Source organism: Synergistetes bacterium HGW-Synergistetes-1, from assembly GCA_002839185.1.
Taxonomy (GTDB): Bacteria; Synergistota; Synergistia; order Synergistales; family Synergistaceae; genus Caenicola.
The window spans coordinates 66,808-82,230 of sequence record PGXO01000007.1 but is presented as its reverse complement, the minus strand read 5'-3'; the positions used below and the strand labels follow the sequence as shown (position 1 = coordinate 82,230).

Here is a 15,423-nt window from a genome sequence, read left to right as displayed (position 1 = left end):
CACCTCCGCCCTATTCGTATTTTGAAAGCATGTCGGGGACCTTGTCCTTGGTGAGGCGACCGTGAGTCTCGTCGTCTACCATGACACACGGCGCAAGACCGCATGCTCCGATACATGCAACAGGTTCTATTGTGAACCTGAGATCGGGAGTTGTTACCTCGCCGGACTGAAGTTTGAGCTCGGAAATTACCCTTTCGAGGATACCAAGGCTTCCTCTAACGTGGCATGCTGTTCCGCGACAGACCCTGATAATGTGGCGTCCGCGTGGTTTGAGGTGGAACTGCGCGTAGAAAGTAGCTACTCCGTATAGCTCTGCCAAGGCGACTTTGGTTTCTGAGGATATGGTGACCATGGCCTCATCAGGCAGGTAGCCGAATTCATGCTGCACTTTCTGAAGGATGGGAATGATACCGCCCCTTTTCCCTTTCCATGGAGCGACGATATCTTTCGTCACCTGTGCAACATCTTTTGTTGCTGTGGACATCTCGTTTCCCCCTTTAAACGTTTATACTGTAAGCGCATGGAGAAAAAATCTCTTATACTAAAGAAAAAAATTCTATGCGCGCACAAACATCCCTGCGGATAGCTCCACAGGGAGAAAACCCAAAAAAAATGAATTTAAGTTTCGGAATCAGCTCGCTTGCCCATGTTCCCCAAAAACAATTATCGGGCAAGTTTGCGAAATGAAACACAATCTATGCGGAGAAGTCTATCAGTAATTAATGCAAATTACAAGCCAAAATGCTTTGGTAGAAGTGTCAAAAAAACAAGAAATAATCAAGATATGGCCTCATATCTTAACAAACTAAAGATTTAAAAATAAATAAAGAATAGAAGAAGGCGAAAGTAAGCATTTATGATTAAAATCAATGGTTTCTAAAGTGAACTATAATAACGGACAAATATCAGAAAATATTTCCTAAAAGTTTACCTATGCGATATTGTTCAGTTTAGTTTTGTTTACCCTGTAATTTTATGCAAGTAAAAATACTTAAATTTAATCAAAATATACTTTACGTATCGATTGAACTTGCCTTAATTTCTTCTTGGAGTATATAATTACCAAAGTTTGTGTATTTTTTCTCAAGCTCGTCTTGCCAAATTACTCTTCGCATTGTGTTCAGAATCACGATCCAGTGCGGGGTAGAATAATAAAATAGATACAGACTTCCCGGACTGGAGGGTTCGGGAAGAACATAAGGAGGGTGCGTTTTATGTTAGAGAACATGTCAGAGAAGTCCTGGGAACAGCTGGACCAGCTTTTGGACAGATATCGGGGCACGAAAGGCAGTGTGATACCTGTTCTGCAGCAGGCTCAGGAAATATTCGGATATCTTCCGAAGGATGTTCTGATCAAAATCAGCAAGGAGATCGACGTCCCCATCAGCCAGGTGTTCGGTGTCGTCACTTTTTACTCCCAGTTTCACTTGGAACCTCGCGGCAAGAACATTATCAGGTCATGCCAAGGAACAGCATGTCATGTCCGCGGAGCAAAGGCCGTTCTCAATGCTATCCGTGAAAAGCTGGGACTTAAGGACGGTCAGGTAACGACTCCCGACCTTGAGTACACGCTTGAGACAGTGGCCTGCATCGGAGCCTGTGGCCTGGCTCCATGCCTCATGATCAACGATGATACTCATGGAAGGCTCACAGCTGAAGCGGTCGGACCTATGCTCGACAAGTACTGTAATAAGTAGGAAAGGCAGGAGATATCAATGACTATAAAAAGCCTTGAAGATCTCAGGAAGATAAAAGCGGACTCACAGCTTCAGACAAAAGCCCGCAAGAATAATGATACACAGGTGATCATTGGGATGGGAACCTGTGGCATAGCTGCGGGAGCGCGAGAAGTAATGACTGCTGTCCTTGAAGAACTCGCTAAGCGCAACCTGAACAATGTTTCAGTCCTTCAGACCGGGTGCATAGGAATGTGCCAGAAGGAACCCCTTATGGATATAGTCCGTCCAGGTGAGGACAGAGTCACCTATGGACCGGTATATCCGGCGGATGTTCCCCGCATAATTGCTGACCACCTTGTAAACGGGAATATAGTCGAGGATCTTGTTGTGGCTAAGATCCCCAATAAAGAATAGGATCTGGGGGAGGAATTTACGATGGCTCTTGTGAGAGCTCACATACTGATCTGTACCGGTACAGGCTGTACCGCATCCGGTGCTAAGGATGTTCTTGCTAAATTTGAAGTAGAACTTAAGGCAAAAAAACTGCGTGACGAAGTAAGCCTTGTTGAAACAGGATGTCACGGATTCTGCGAAGGTGGCCCACTTGTGATAATTTATCCGGAGGGGACTTTCTATACTCGCGTAAAGCCGGAAGATGTCGCTGAAATAGTCGAAGAGCATATACTCAAGGGAAGAATAGTATCACGTCTGCTCTTCAAGGAACCTCTTACAGCCGAACAGGTTCCGAACTACGACGAGATCGCATTTTATAAAAAGCAGCACCGTCTGGTTCTCAGGAACTGCGGACATATAAATCCCGATTCTATAGAAGAATACATCGGAGCCGACGGATATGAAGGTCTTGCGAAGGCACTTTTGGAAATGACGCCGGGGCAGGTTGTCGAAGAGATGAAGAAAACCGGACTCCGCGGACGCGGCGGCGGCGGATTCCCCACAGGAATGAAGTGGATGTTCTGCGCAAAATCCCCCGGTCCGAAAAAATATGTAATATGCAATGCTGACGAAGGTGACCCGGGCGCATTCATGGACCGCTCGCTTCTTGAGGGCGACCCGCACGCGATACTTGAAGGAATGGCAATCTGTGCATACGCAATAGGTGCTGACGAAGGCTACATTTATTGCCGCGCTGAATATCCCCTTGCGATCAAACGCCTGAAGCAGGCCATCGCACAGGCTGAAGAAGCAGGGCTTCTTGGTGAAAAGATCCTTGGTACTGACTTCAATTTCACAATCCACATCAAAGAAGGAGCAGGCGCATTTGTATGCGGAGAAGAGACGGCACTCATGGCATCAATAGAGGGCAAACGCGGCATGCCGCGCCCACGTCCCCCATTCCCCGCAGTAAAGGGCCTCTGGGAGAAGCCATCCAATATCAATAACGTTGAGACCTTTGCCAATGTTCCATACATATTCAGAGTCGGAGCTGAGGAATATGCGAAGCTCGGCACAGAGAAATCAAAGGGGACTAAGGTCTTTGCACTTACAGGAAAGATCAACAATACAGGACTTGCGGAAGTACCCATGGGTATTACCATGCGCGAGATCATCTTTGATATCGGCGGAGGTATCATGGGCGGCAAAAAATTCAAGGCAGTCCAGATAGGCGGACCTTCTGGCGGATGTATTCCGGAAGAACTGCTGGACACTCCCGTGGACTATGATTCGCTGATAGCTGCAGGAGCAATGATGGGATCCGGCGGACTCGTCGTAATGGACGAAGATACCTGCATGGTGGATGTTGCCAAGTTCTTCCTCAACTTCACCCAGTCCGAATCATGCGGTAAATGCACTCCATGCCGCGAGGGAACGAAACGAATGCTAGAAATGCTCACGGCTATCACAGATGGAAAAGGAAAAGAGGGCGACATAGAGAAGCTGGAGAGACTTGCCAAGTCTATCAAGGCAGGAGCTCTATGCGCACTGGGACAGACTGCTCCCAACCCTATCCTTTCCACGCTGCGTTATTTCAGGGATGAATATGAGGCCCATATATACGAGAAGAGATGCCCCGCAGGAGTTTGTACAGCGCTTATCGGCTACAAGATCACTGATAAGTGTGTTGGCTGTGGCCTCTGCAAAAAGGTATGCCCTGTAGACGCAATATCCGGAGAGCCCAAAGGAAAGCACACAATAGATCCCGAGAAGTGCATTAAGTGCGGAGCCTGTATGGAAAAATGCCCGTTCAAGGCGATCATCCGCGGTTGATTCTGGTTGAGAGGAGAGACATTAGATGGAACTGGTAAAGGTAACTATAGATAACAAAACAGTATCCGTACCGAGCAGCTATACAGTGATAGAAGCAGCTCAAGTTGCAGGTATACATATCCCCCAACTCTGCTACCACTCGGAGCTTAGCAAAGAGGGAGCATGCAGGGTCTGTGTGGTCGAAATAGAAGGAGCCCGCGGACTTGGTGCTGCCTGCGTGTACCCTGTTTCTGACGGGATGGTTGTCCATACGAACACTCCAATTGTCAGGGAGACGAGAAAGACGGTCGTGGAGCTTCTGCTCGCGAATCATCCCCAGGAATGCCTCACGTGCCAAAAGAACAATAACTGCGAACTCCAGACCATCGCGGCAGATCTTGGTATTCGCGAAATACCCTATACAGGAGAAAAGCGCCACGCTGAGAAAGACGAATCCAACCCAAGCATCGTACGCGACCCAGAGAAATGCATACTGTGCGGCAGATGTATCAGGGCCTGCCACGAACATCAGGGCCTGGATGTCTATGCATTCGTGAACCGCGGATTCAAGACCCTTGTTGAACCGGCCTTCAGCTACGGTCTCGACAAGGTCACCTGCACATACTGCGGTCAGTGTGTCGCTGTATGCCCGACAGCGGCGATCTGTGAAAAAGATGACACAGAAAAGGTCTTTGACGCACTTGGAGATCCCAACAAGTATGTAATAGTCCAGACAGCACCTGCGACACGAGTGGCGCTTGGAGAAGCCCTTGGACTCCCTGCAGGAGAAATAGTCACCGGCAAAATGGTAGCTGCGCTTCGCAAACTTGGGTTTGACAAGGTGTTTGACACGGATTTCAGCGCAGATCTTACCATAATGGAAGAGGGACACGAGTTCCTTGACAGGGTCGTAAACGGGGGAACGCTGCCGATGATCACATCCTGCTCACCGGGGTGGATCAATTTCATCGAAATGAAGTACCCCGATCTTCTCCCGCACCTTTCAACGGCGAAATCACCTCAGGGCATGTTCGGCGCCCTTACTAAGACATACTGGCCGGAGACTCAGGGTATCCCGCTTGAAAAGATATACAGTGTTTCAATAATGCCCTGCACTGCCAAAAAAGCTGAACGCGTAAGGCCGCAGCTCCAGAGCAATCCCGGCATTCCTGATGTTGACGCGGTCATTACTACAAGAGAGCTTGGAAGGATGATAAAGAACGCGGGCATCGATTTCAAAAACCTGCCGGAAGAAGAATATGACAGTCCTCTTGGCCTTTCGAGCGGTGCCGCAGTTATCTTTGGCGTAACGGGCGGAGTCATGGAAGCAGCGCTGCGTACGGTCTACGCAGTACTCAATGAGGGCAAGGATATTCCCGGGATCAATTTCATGCCGGTCCGTGGAATGGAAGGCATCAAGGAAGCCACTGTTGATGTTCCTATAAACGGAGAGAACGTCACTGTAAAGCTTGCGGTAGCCCATACACTCAAAAATGCAAGGATCCTAATGGACAAGGTCCGTGCAGGAGAGGCCGATTATCACTTTATCGAAGTCATGGCATGTCCCGGAGGCTGCATAGGCGGCGGCGGACAGCCCCAGCCTGTTAATGCTGAAGTCAGGGCAGCCAGAACTGCGGCCACCTACAGGGTCGATGCGTCAAAGATGATCCGCCAGTCTCACAAAAACCCCGACATCGTTGCCCTTTACGATAATTGGCTTGGCAAGCCCCTCGGCGAAAAGTCACACCATTTGCTCCATACCCACTATAAAGCTCAGCCAAGAGAAGTCTAAGACAATTTTAAATATGTAAACCAGAGAGGGGGCCGAATGGCCCCCTCTCTGGTTTCTCCCTCAGTAATTAAATAGATGTTCAATCCCTTGTGACAAAAATTTTTTATTTACGGGTGAATTTATGATAAATTAATGGTGCTTGTATGAAGAAATCTTTAGAATGTTAGTCAGTATCAAAAAAACATCAGGGGGAATCATTATGAAAAAGAGATATGTTTTTTTTAAGACCCTTGTCTTTATCATAGGGGCTGCCGCGATCTGCATGCTGAGCTCGGCAGTAAGTGATGCAGCCTTCAAGCCAGGAGAAAGAGCCTTGAAAATATGGGAGCGGGACCTTAATCCTTCAAAACAGGCAATATTCCTTAAATTCAAGGCCTCGATGGAGACAGGCGACGGAAGGGAAGATAGTATGACCACGATGGCGGTGAAAGGCAAATTCACTTATGTGGATGTTATAAGTGACTCAACACACATAAGCACCATTACCGATACCGCGGCCAGATCTACAGTGGTCCTGCTGCATGAAGACAAAATTTACATGAAGATGCCAAGCGAGTCCTATCAAGCTCCTAACATAAACGAAGGCAACGATTTGTCAGAAGCTGAAAAAGTAAAGATGGTCAGATCTTCAGGAAAAGAGAAGATAGCGGGCAATACATATGACTATGATAAGATCACAGTCAACGGAGACATTTCTCAGACCTATTACTTCGAGGAAGGCACAGACAAATGGAGATACTGGAAAACTGACGAAGCTCTGATGGAGATAATCGAATATGGAAACAAGGTAGATGAAAACCTCTTCAAGATCCCCAAAGGCTACAGCAAAATGGAAATGTAATTAATAATACCGGAGCCAGGGAAATAGATTATCGCATAAGGCAGGAATTCCTTTTGTTGGGATCCTGTTTTTTTAATCACGAGGCACGGAGGAGACGAAAAAGAGTCAGATAAAATTCCTAAACTCTCTGTATAATGGTACTTACAAAAATGGGGGGCTGAAAATGGAACAGGGTATTGTGGTAAAAAATACAGCTGAGCTTGAACATTCTACTGTAGGAGATCTTTGTTCCCTTGCTGAAGTACTCCACCCCAAAAATGAAAAACTTCCTTTTTGCGGCTTCTCGCTGTCCCATGCCGAGATCCTCCCTCATGGCTGCACCATACCTCACAGAATGATGAAGTCTTCGGAAGTTTATTGGGTAATAGAGGGAAGCGGTACTCTTTTTATAAATGGGACACCGGTAGCTCTTAAAAAAGGAATTGCTGTTATGGTCCCTCCTTCAGCGGAACAGTATGCGGTAAACGACAGTGATAAAATACTGGAATTTCTCTGTATCGTATCACCGCCATGGGATAAGTCAGACGAAGAGATTATCTGAATCTTTGGATTTGTGCCAAAATGCCCTCAAAATTATTGGGTTAGAATATAGTTGTATATATAAGGAAGTCTATTATGAGGATCGTCCTATGGCGGCCTCAGTATGTCAGGAGCTGCAGCTTATTGAATAATACGGAAAAACAGAAAATATATCTTATACGCCACGCTAAGCCGGATCTTCCCCACAACGGGAAGCTATATTACGGATCGACTGACTACCCACTTTCTGAAGAGGGAATGATTATGGCGAGTAATTTGTCCAATGCCCTGAAAAACCTTGAAATAGGGGCTGTTTTTTCAAGTGATCTCAGGAGAGCAATGGATACCGCTGAGATAGCCCTGGCAGGACGTAGCTGCGAGGTAAGGCAGGTAAGAGGACTTCGCGAGATACACCTAGGAGAGTGGGAAGGCAGAAGTTTCGACGAGGTTAGGTCCACGTGGAACGAACTCTACGAAAAGAGGGGAACATCCTTTGATTCTGTCGGCCCGCCGGGAGGAGAGAGTTTCAAAGACCTTCAGAAACGAACGGTCCCGGCTTTTAAGGATATACTTGACGACAACCCTTCAGGCAGCATTCTGGTCTTTGCACACGGTGGAGTTATCTGGACACTGATGTGCAATTATTTCGGTTTTAAGCTGAATGACATTTTTTTCTACCCGATGGATTTCTGCGGAATACATTTGATAGAACGTACCGGTGAACTGATGAAACTGATAAAATACAACTGGAGTTCGAGCCTGTCCTGAGAACGATCTAAAAATGCTGCGCAATGGTCCATTAATGGGTCTATAGCAGCCGATCTTTGAATCGATTGGAGGAACAAAGTATGAATAGGCAAAGAGGAGGTTTTTTTTCCGGTATTGTCGTAATGCTGGTGATAATACTTCTTTCCGCGACGGCTCTTCTTGCTGTTGCGACTCTACGGGAGAGGAATATATTAAAAGCAGAGTCTCTTCTCCGTTCAGGAGATTTTTATGGCTCGGCAGAGCTCTTCAGGAAAGCTGAAAAGTTTAGTCTCAGACCGGAATCCAGGGTCTTAAAGGGGCTTGCTGAGGCCAATCTTGGGATGGAAGACTACGAGACTGCGGCGCAGTATTATGAAAAACTTGTGATACTCGAGCCCGATAACGTAGATGCAAGATATAAGCTCGGCCTTCTCTACATAAGGGCAAAGGATTACGGTGCCGCAGAAAAAGAAGTGGAAGAACTGAGAGCAATAGGCACCGAGAGCGCCATACAGAGCGCTGATGCCCTTACAGAAAATCTTTCCTCAGGCAAGGTAAAGGGATTTTTCAGGGATCTGCTGAAAAAAATAGCACCGGGCCTGCCTCAGATACCGGGCATCACACAGGACGAACCGATCCGGCCTGACACTGAAGATACCCCAGATGATCCTCTTTCAGACGAGGAGCATGAAGCGGCAGAGACCTTTAAGCGAGCACCTGGTTCAGGGGATGCTGAAACTGAGTGATGAAGTTATTTCTTAAAAGAGCAAGGATCCTGCCCATTCTTCTGTTCTTTTTTTTGATCGCGGGAAATGCTGCCGCTGAAGGACCGAAAGAAATAAACACAGAAAAGAACCCCCTGCACAGGTCAGTTTTCGCCATGCCGGTATATGTGGTTTTGCCTGAGGGCTGCAGCTTTGTAAAATCGCAGGCAGGATGCGTGGATAAAACAAAAAAAGTATCATTGGAGTCCTCAGTCATACGCCTGCCATACTCTGCCCTTCTGGAAGAATTCACTGAGGAAAACCTGAAAAAGGCAAGTATGGAACTGAAGATGAAAAATGAATTTATCTGGAACGGTTCATCGGCGATGATGATGAAGATATTCCAGAAAAAAGGCTCCAGTCAGCTCGGCAAATGGACCCTCATCGTTGACAGGGGAGAAGAATGTTGGATGATAAACGGCCTTTACCCTGCCAGAGACCAGAGTCGCGGAGAGGCTGTACTGAAAACGATAAAAAGCGCATACTGGGAAAATGAAAAAAGTTCCTTTCCGATAGAAATTCCGCAGGGAAACGTGGAAGTAAACGGGACTCCCCTCAAGCTGGCCAGTCTGCTTGAGGGTGCGGTGGTATATACAAAGGATGGTTTTCTCCCAACAAAAAAAGATGACGGTTCTCTCTTTGTCGTATCACGCCTATCGAATATCTTTGTAACGCCTGATAAACAGCTTGGTTTTGCAAAGGAAAAACTTCAAACGATAGAAAAAGGAGAAAAGGTCGACATAATTTCTGAAAAAGCGGTAATGATCGGCGGGCTCACCGGCATTGAGATAGTTGGTTATACTGTCGGGGAACAAACGAAGCTGATATACCAAACGATGCTTTTTGACGGCAAGAACAGCCACGTTATGGTTGGCATAGCAAAATCCGCCATCCCGGAAAACCTCGATTTGTTCCAGAGTACAGCTGAAACATTCAAAACAGCGAGATAAGACGAAAGAGATCAGGAGGAAAAGATCCAGATGAAAAAATACATAAGGGTCACAGCACTTTTTCTGATTTTATTGATCGCCCCTATTCAGACAGCATATGCTTATACCGAACATCACAGTTATAGTTCGAGCCATACTGAGGTCTGGGTAGACGCCACGGGCCTGGCAGTTCTTCTTGGGACTCTAGCTGCCGGAAACAGCAACAATGATGCAGAGGCAGCAAAACAACAGGCAGCATATGAACAGAAAGTCAGGGAGATAAGGGAACACGCGAAGGAAAGTTCAAGAAAAGAGATGGAACACGCTGTTGACCTTATTTTTGAGAGGGGCGTTTCCGGCGCAGTAGAATTGCTGGTGAAATCCTGGGAAGGCGAAGGAAAAAAGACTTTCCTTGATGACAGAAATGGAGTAGCTGTACTCAAGGTCAGTGGATTTGAAGAGAACATCAGACTAGAATACACGATCCGTCAGGAGAGCAAAAAAATTTCAGTGAGGGTAACTGCTCCCGATTATTCGGTCTCAGAGGAGTCGAGCGCATACTATAAAGAACCCGAGCCCCTTCCTCCTTCGAAAAGTTATCTTGGTTTTGGGCTTGAGGAATTCTCCAGGGATCCTCAGGGGAGACTTCTTATCAAAGATGTCTTAAAAGGAACAGCCGTTTTCTACGCAGGAGTTTTGCCGGGAGACACGCTTGTCATGATCGACACCTATGACACTAAAAATTTCGATATCGCGCGTGTTGATTCATATCTTAAGAGCCGAGCGGACATAAAAGCAAAAGTAAAGATCACTGTATCCCGAAAAGGGGAGCAGAAAACCATAGAGATCCAGCTCTAAAGAGATAGCACTGCAAAGGCAATTCCCTGACCCGAATAAGACTTGCTTACCCAGAGGCGGTGTTGATGATTGCCTTTGACAGCAAAAGGAGGAAACAGTTTTGCCGATCAAAGATTTTAAAGTTGAAAAATGGCTGAACCCCCGCGATGCACACTGCAAATACAACCTGGGCGCTAGCTGCGTGAAGGCTATTTCACTGGACGAACTGGCAGCGTTGGGCGGAGAAAACAAAGATGAGCTGACTAAATATTTCTTTGAGACCCACCTTCACTACGGTGCATTCTTTGGACTGCCCCGACTTCTGGATGCGATCGCATCAACATACAAATGTGTAAAACCCGAAATGGTCCTCACTTTCCACGGAGGTACAGGGGCAAACTCAGCGGTGCTTACGGGAATGCTTGAAAAGGGAGACAATGTCGTGGCAGTAATGCCCAACTATCAGCAGCACTATTCGATCCCTGAAGCCCTGGGTATCGAAGTGCGTCCCCTTTACCTGGAAAAGGAGGATGGCTACAAGATCGATCCGGAGATACTCGACTCTCTGACAGACAGCAAAACAAAACTGATAACACTGACCAACCCCAATAACCCGACAGGATCCTATATGAACGCTGATGAGCTGTGCAAAATTATAGCCATAGCTGAAAAGAACGGCTCATATATCCTATGTGACGAGATATACAGGGGGCTTGCCGAAGAATACATGCCATCTATAGTAGATCTCTATGAAAAGGGCATAGCCACAAGCAGCATGTCCAAGATCTACTCAATGGCAGGTACAAGGGTTGGCTGGGCCGTCACGCGTGACAAAAAAGCATACGACATACTTGAAAACAGGCGTTCCTACGACTCGATATGCAACGGGGTCTTCGATGAACTGCTTTCTGCCATAGCTCTTGAGAACAGCGACAAAATGCTAGCGAGAGCACGCGCGATAGTAAGGCCAAACAAAAAAATCGTTGATGAATGGATCAGGAAACAGCCACATCTTTCTGTTTACGGAGAGAGTTTTACAACTACAATGCTGGTCCATTATGACTACGATATCGACGAAGTGGAACTATGCACGGATATATACGAAAAGACAGGAGTCCTTCTCTGTCACGGGGACTGTTTTGAAGAGAAAAAGTGTTTCAGGCTCGGTTTTGGTTTTGGCGACAGTGCGCTGCTTCAAAATGGACTTGACAAGCTTGGAGGATATCTCGCATCCTTAAGGTGATGAGATTGGGATGTCATGACCGTTATTAGGTGCAGACAGAGTCCATAAATAGCCGCAGCAGACAGTTATCACTGAAAGATATGTGCTAAAAGGTGTAAATATCCAATATTTGGGTCATAAAAATAGTTGCATTAACCTGATGTTACATGATAGACTACCTTTTGCGGTGCGGACTCGTAGCTCAGTAGGATAGAGCGACGGCCTCCTAAGCCGTAGGTCGCCGGTTCGACTCCGGCCGAGCCCGCCATAAAATTGGTGATACCACGGTTTACAGGCCCCCGAGATTACTCGGGGGCCTGTCTCGTTATTTGCCAGCCCTTCAGGAAGGGCAATTTATTGGTAACGTTCTTCTTTTGTGGGCCGAAATCCTTTACACAGGTGTGGATGAGTTGCATTTCAGATATTTGGATCTTTGGCAGTTAAAATAAGCGGCATCTTGATAAAAAAGATTGTTAAAAATATTAAGGAAGTCTTTTTATAGTTTTATTGCAGTATTTATATGCTATTATTGTAAAGTAAAATGCTTATCTGAATAATTAAGGTATTTAAAACTCCTTAATTACGACAAAATCAAAGGAGAAATATATCCCGGCTTTTAGTCAAAGCGGTCCTGCAGAAAGAAAGGGTGATAAGTCAGAAAGACAAGACCTTCGGATAAAACTATCCAGATCAAAAAATCAGAAAACTATAAAGTGGACTAAACAATATTTGATCCATATGCGGTTTGTACGGATGCGCCCCCTCTGATGATTTGATATTTTTTAATGTGAAGGGTGTCGGTATACCCTGTATGATGGATTTTTATAACTTCCGGAAAGGTGTGAGAGCGGTTGAAGAAATTGATAAAAAACAACGTTTCATGGGTAGGGAAGGTCGATTGGGAATTACTTAAGTTCCATGGGGACGATTACTCGACGCACAAGGGATCGACTTACAACTCATATCTTATAGAGGAGGAGAAGACGGTCCTGATTGATACCGTTTGGATGCCCTTTGCAGATGAGTTTGTAGAAAACCTGAAAAAGGAGATCGACCTCAACAAGATCGACTATATCATTATCAACCACGGTGAGGTCGACCACAGCGGATCGCTTCCCGCACTTATGAAGCTGATCCCGGACAAACCGATCTACTGCACGGCAAATGCCGTCAAGTCACTTAAGGGACAGTATCATCAGGACTGGGACTTTCACGTGGTAAAGACCGGAGATAAACTGGATGTTGGAAACGGCAAGGAACTCATCTTTGTAGAGATGTCAATGCTGCATTGGCCTGACAGCATGGCGGCATACCTTACGCAGGACAATATACTTTTCAGCAACGATGCATTTGGCCAGCACTATGCGACAGAGAAGCTCTTCAATGATTTGGTCGATCAGTGCGAACTTTTCAACGAATGCATCAAATACTATGCCAACATAATTACCCCGTTCAGCGCGATACTCAGAAAGAAACTCGCAGAGGTCCTTTCTCTGAACCTTCAGATCGATATTATTGCGACTAGCCATGGAGTTATCTGGCGGGATAATCCAGTGCAGATAGTTGAAAAATATTTAAAATGGGCCGAAGACTATAAGGAGAACCAGATCTCGGTCATCTATGACACTATGTGGAACGGGACCAGAGAGCTTGCGGAGAGGATCGCAGAGGGGATCGGCCTGGCAGACAAAGACGTTACCGTCAAGCTGTTCAACCTTGCAAAGAACGATGATAATGACGTCATCACAGAAGTCTTCAAGTCCAAAACAGTAGTGGTTGGCTCACCCACTGTCGGAAACAGCGTACTTCATTCAGTGGCGGGGTTCATGCATCTGATGAAGGGACTTAAATTCAAAAATAAAAAGGCTGCGGCCTTTGGGTGTTACGGCTGGAGCGGAGAAGGACCTAAGGTAATATCAGACTCCATGAAGAGCGCAGGGTTTGAACTTATAGACGAAGAGGGGCTTCGGAACGCCTGGAATCCGACCGAAAAAGCTAAGGAAGATGCAGTCAATTACGGGATGAAAATAGCAAAAGCATAGAAAATACAACAAAAATCAGCAATATAAAGGAGGAGTGTCATATGAGCATGTTCTGTTTTCAGTGTCAGGAAACTGCAATGAACAAGGGCTGTACAGTAAAAGGCGTATGCGGAAAAGAAGAGCAAGTGGCAAAGCTCCAGGATCTTCTTATTTACACAGTTAAAGGCATCTCGGATGTTGTAGTAAAGGGTAAAATTGAAGCCTCCGGGATCCCCGAGGTGAACCATGAAGTACTGAGAAGCCTCTTCATGACGATCACAAATGCAAACTTTGATGCCGACGCTATCCAGAAGCAGATCACAAAGATGATCTCAGTCAGGGAAGGCCTAAAAGCCAAAGCTCACGCGGCGGGACTTCATGATGCCGCCCTCTTTAAGGCCGAAGGCAGGGATTTGATGCTTGAGAAGGCAGCGTCAGTCGGAGTTCTTGCAACAGAGAACGAAGATGTCCGCTCCCTGAGGGAAATGATAACTTATGGCCTGAAGGGCATGGCTGCCTATGCAGAACATGCGCTCAACCTTGGCAAGGAAGATGTTGACCTTTACAAGTTCATGTATGAGGCTATGGCGTCTTTGCTGGACAACAGCCTTGGAGCGGATGACCTCGTCGCCCTCACACTCAGAACAGGTGAGTACGGAGTAAAGGCGATGGCTCTTCTTGACGGGGCCAATACTTCAAAGTACGGTAACCCTGAGATCACGAAGGTCAACATTGGTGTGAGGAAAAACCCGGCCATCCTTATTTCAGGACATGACCTTACCGATCTTGAGCAGCTCCTTGACCAGACTAAGGGAACGGGAGTGGATGTCTACACCCACGGCGAGATGCTCCCTGCCCACTATTACCCCGCATTCAAAAAGTATGACAACTTTGCAGGCAACTATGGCGGTTCATGGTGGAAGCAGGTCGGAGAGTTTGAGACTTTCAAAGGCCCTATCCTCTTTACTACGAACTGTATAGTCCCGCCTAAGAGCGAAGAGGTTCGGCAGCGCATATTCACGACCGGTTCAGCCGGATTCCCCGGATGTGCCCACATAGTACCTGATCCAGCGGGAAAGAAGGATTTCTCTGCAGTCATTGAAATGGCGAAGAAATTCCCGGCACCGGAAGAGATAGAAACAGGAACGATAGTGGGAGGCTTTGCCCATAATCAGGTCCTTGCTCTTGCCGATAAGGTTGTCGATGCGGTCAAGTCGGGAGCTGTCAAAAAATTCTTTGTAATGGCAGGCTGCGACGGACGCATGAAGTCCAGGGAATACTACACGGAATTTGCGAAGAAACTTCCCAAGGATACGATCATACTTACAGCGGGATGTGCGAAGTATCGCTACAACAAGCTGGATCTAGGAGACATCGGAGGCATACCCAGAGTCCTTGACGCAGGACAGTGCAATGACTCCTACTCGCTCGCGGTGATAGCCCTTAAGCTCAAGGAAGTTTTCGGCCTTGACGATGTCAACAAGCTCCCGATAGCCTACAACATCGCATGGTATGAGCAAAAGGCCGTTATCGTACTTCTGGCCCTTCTCTATCTCGGTGTCAAGAATATCCACCTTGGTCCGACTCTACCCGGTTTCCTCTCGCCCAATGTGGAGAAGGTCATTGTGGAGAAGTTTGGAATTGCGGGAGTAGGCAGTGTCGATGATGACATAGCCATGTTCATGGCATAAGCAAAAGAAAATATATATGTAATAACGTGTGGTACGTTGCTCGTACCACACGTTTTTTATTCCTGCCAATGTTCAGATATCAAGAATTATCTTAAAAACCTTATATATTCGCAAAATTCTGTAACTAGCCTGCAGTTGTACGTCGCTTGGATATGCATGTATAATAATTCACGTGC

The 15,423-nt window shown here is 46.6% G+C and carries 14 protein-coding genes and 1 tRNA gene; 14 read left to right on the top strand and 1 reads right to left on the bottom strand.

Going from position 1 to position 15,423, the window contains the following annotated elements; translation table 11 throughout:
* Nucleotides 1-10: 10 nt before the first annotated feature.
* Complete coding sequence (locus CVV54_07515; GenBank protein PKL04150.1) at nucleotides 11-484, bottom strand: NADH-quinone oxidoreductase subunit NuoE; 474 nt, start codon at nucleotides 482-484, stop codon at nucleotides 11-13.
* A gap of 730 nt (nucleotides 485-1,214) precedes the next feature.
* Here CVV54_07515 and CVV54_07510 point away from each other — a divergent pair.
* From CVV54_07510 to CVV54_07445, 14 genes are all read left to right on the top strand, one after another.
* Nucleotides 1,215-1,697 (top strand): NADH-quinone oxidoreductase subunit NuoE, encoded by a 483-nt coding sequence (locus CVV54_07510; protein ID PKL04149.1) that lies wholly within the window; start codon nucleotides 1,215-1,217, stop codon nucleotides 1,695-1,697.
* An 18-nt stretch (nucleotides 1,698-1,715) separates the two neighbouring features.
* On the top strand, nucleotides 1,716-2,093 hold the full coding sequence (locus CVV54_07505; GenBank protein PKL04148.1) for a 2Fe-2S ferredoxin: 378 nt from the start codon (nucleotides 1,716-1,718) through the stop codon (nucleotides 2,091-2,093).
* A 21-nt stretch (nucleotides 2,094-2,114) separates the two neighbouring features.
* On the top strand, nucleotides 2,115-3,905 hold the full coding sequence (locus CVV54_07500; protein PKL04147.1) for an NADH-quinone oxidoreductase subunit NuoF: 1,791 nt from the start codon (nucleotides 2,115-2,117) through the stop codon (nucleotides 3,903-3,905).
* A gap of 25 nt (nucleotides 3,906-3,930) precedes the next feature.
* On the top strand, nucleotides 3,931-5,676 hold the full coding sequence (locus CVV54_07495) for a ferredoxin (protein PKL04146.1): 1,746 nt from the start codon (nucleotides 3,931-3,933) through the stop codon (nucleotides 5,674-5,676).
* Between the two features lie 199 nt (nucleotides 5,677-5,875).
* On the top strand, nucleotides 5,876-6,517 hold the full coding sequence (locus CVV54_07490) for a hypothetical protein (GenBank protein PKL04145.1): 642 nt from the start codon (nucleotides 5,876-5,878) through the stop codon (nucleotides 6,515-6,517).
* Between the two features lie 163 nt (nucleotides 6,518-6,680).
* Nucleotides 6,681-7,058: a cupin domain-containing protein gene (locus CVV54_07485; protein ID PKL04144.1), complete on the top strand. Its 378-nt coding sequence runs from the start codon at nucleotides 6,681-6,683 to the stop codon at nucleotides 7,056-7,058.
* A gap of 74 nt (nucleotides 7,059-7,132) precedes the next feature.
* Nucleotides 7,133-7,804, top strand: a complete 672-nt coding sequence (locus CVV54_07480) for a histidine phosphatase family protein (GenBank protein PKL04143.1) — start codon at nucleotides 7,133-7,135, stop codon at nucleotides 7,802-7,804.
* Between the two features lie 80 nt (nucleotides 7,805-7,884).
* Entirely contained in the window at nucleotides 7,885-8,529 is a 645-nt protein-coding gene (locus CVV54_07475) for a hypothetical protein (GenBank protein ID PKL04142.1), read from the top strand.
* Nucleotides 8,529-9,497: a hypothetical protein gene (locus tag CVV54_07470; protein PKL04141.1), complete on the top strand. Its 969-nt coding sequence runs from the start codon at nucleotides 8,529-8,531 to the stop codon at nucleotides 9,495-9,497. Before CVV54_07475 ends, CVV54_07470 begins: the two co-directional genes overlap by 1 nt.
* A gap of 30 nt (nucleotides 9,498-9,527) precedes the next feature.
* Nucleotides 9,528-10,334 carry a hypothetical protein gene (locus tag CVV54_07465; GenBank protein PKL04140.1) on the top strand — a complete coding sequence of 269 codons (807 nt, stop codon included), beginning with the start codon at nucleotides 9,528-9,530 and terminating at the stop codon, nucleotides 10,332-10,334.
* 100 nt (nucleotides 10,335-10,434) lie between these two features.
* Complete coding sequence (locus tag CVV54_07460; protein ID PKL04139.1) at nucleotides 10,435-11,556, top strand: aminotransferase; 1,122 nt, start codon at nucleotides 10,435-10,437, stop codon at nucleotides 11,554-11,556.
* A 170-nt stretch (nucleotides 11,557-11,726) separates the two neighbouring features.
* Nucleotides 11,727-11,803, top strand: a tRNA-Arg gene (locus tag CVV54_07455).
* 583 nt (nucleotides 11,804-12,386) lie between these two features.
* Nucleotides 12,387-13,577: an MBL fold hydrolase gene (locus tag CVV54_07450; GenBank protein ID PKL04138.1), complete on the top strand. Its 1,191-nt coding sequence runs from the start codon at nucleotides 12,387-12,389 to the stop codon at nucleotides 13,575-13,577.
* Between the two features lie 41 nt (nucleotides 13,578-13,618).
* Nucleotides 13,619-15,247 carry a hydroxylamine reductase gene (locus tag CVV54_07445; GenBank protein ID PKL04137.1) on the top strand — a complete coding sequence of 543 codons (1,629 nt, stop codon included), beginning with the start codon at nucleotides 13,619-13,621 and terminating at the stop codon, nucleotides 15,245-15,247.
* Nucleotides 15,248-15,423 lie beyond the last annotated feature (176 nt).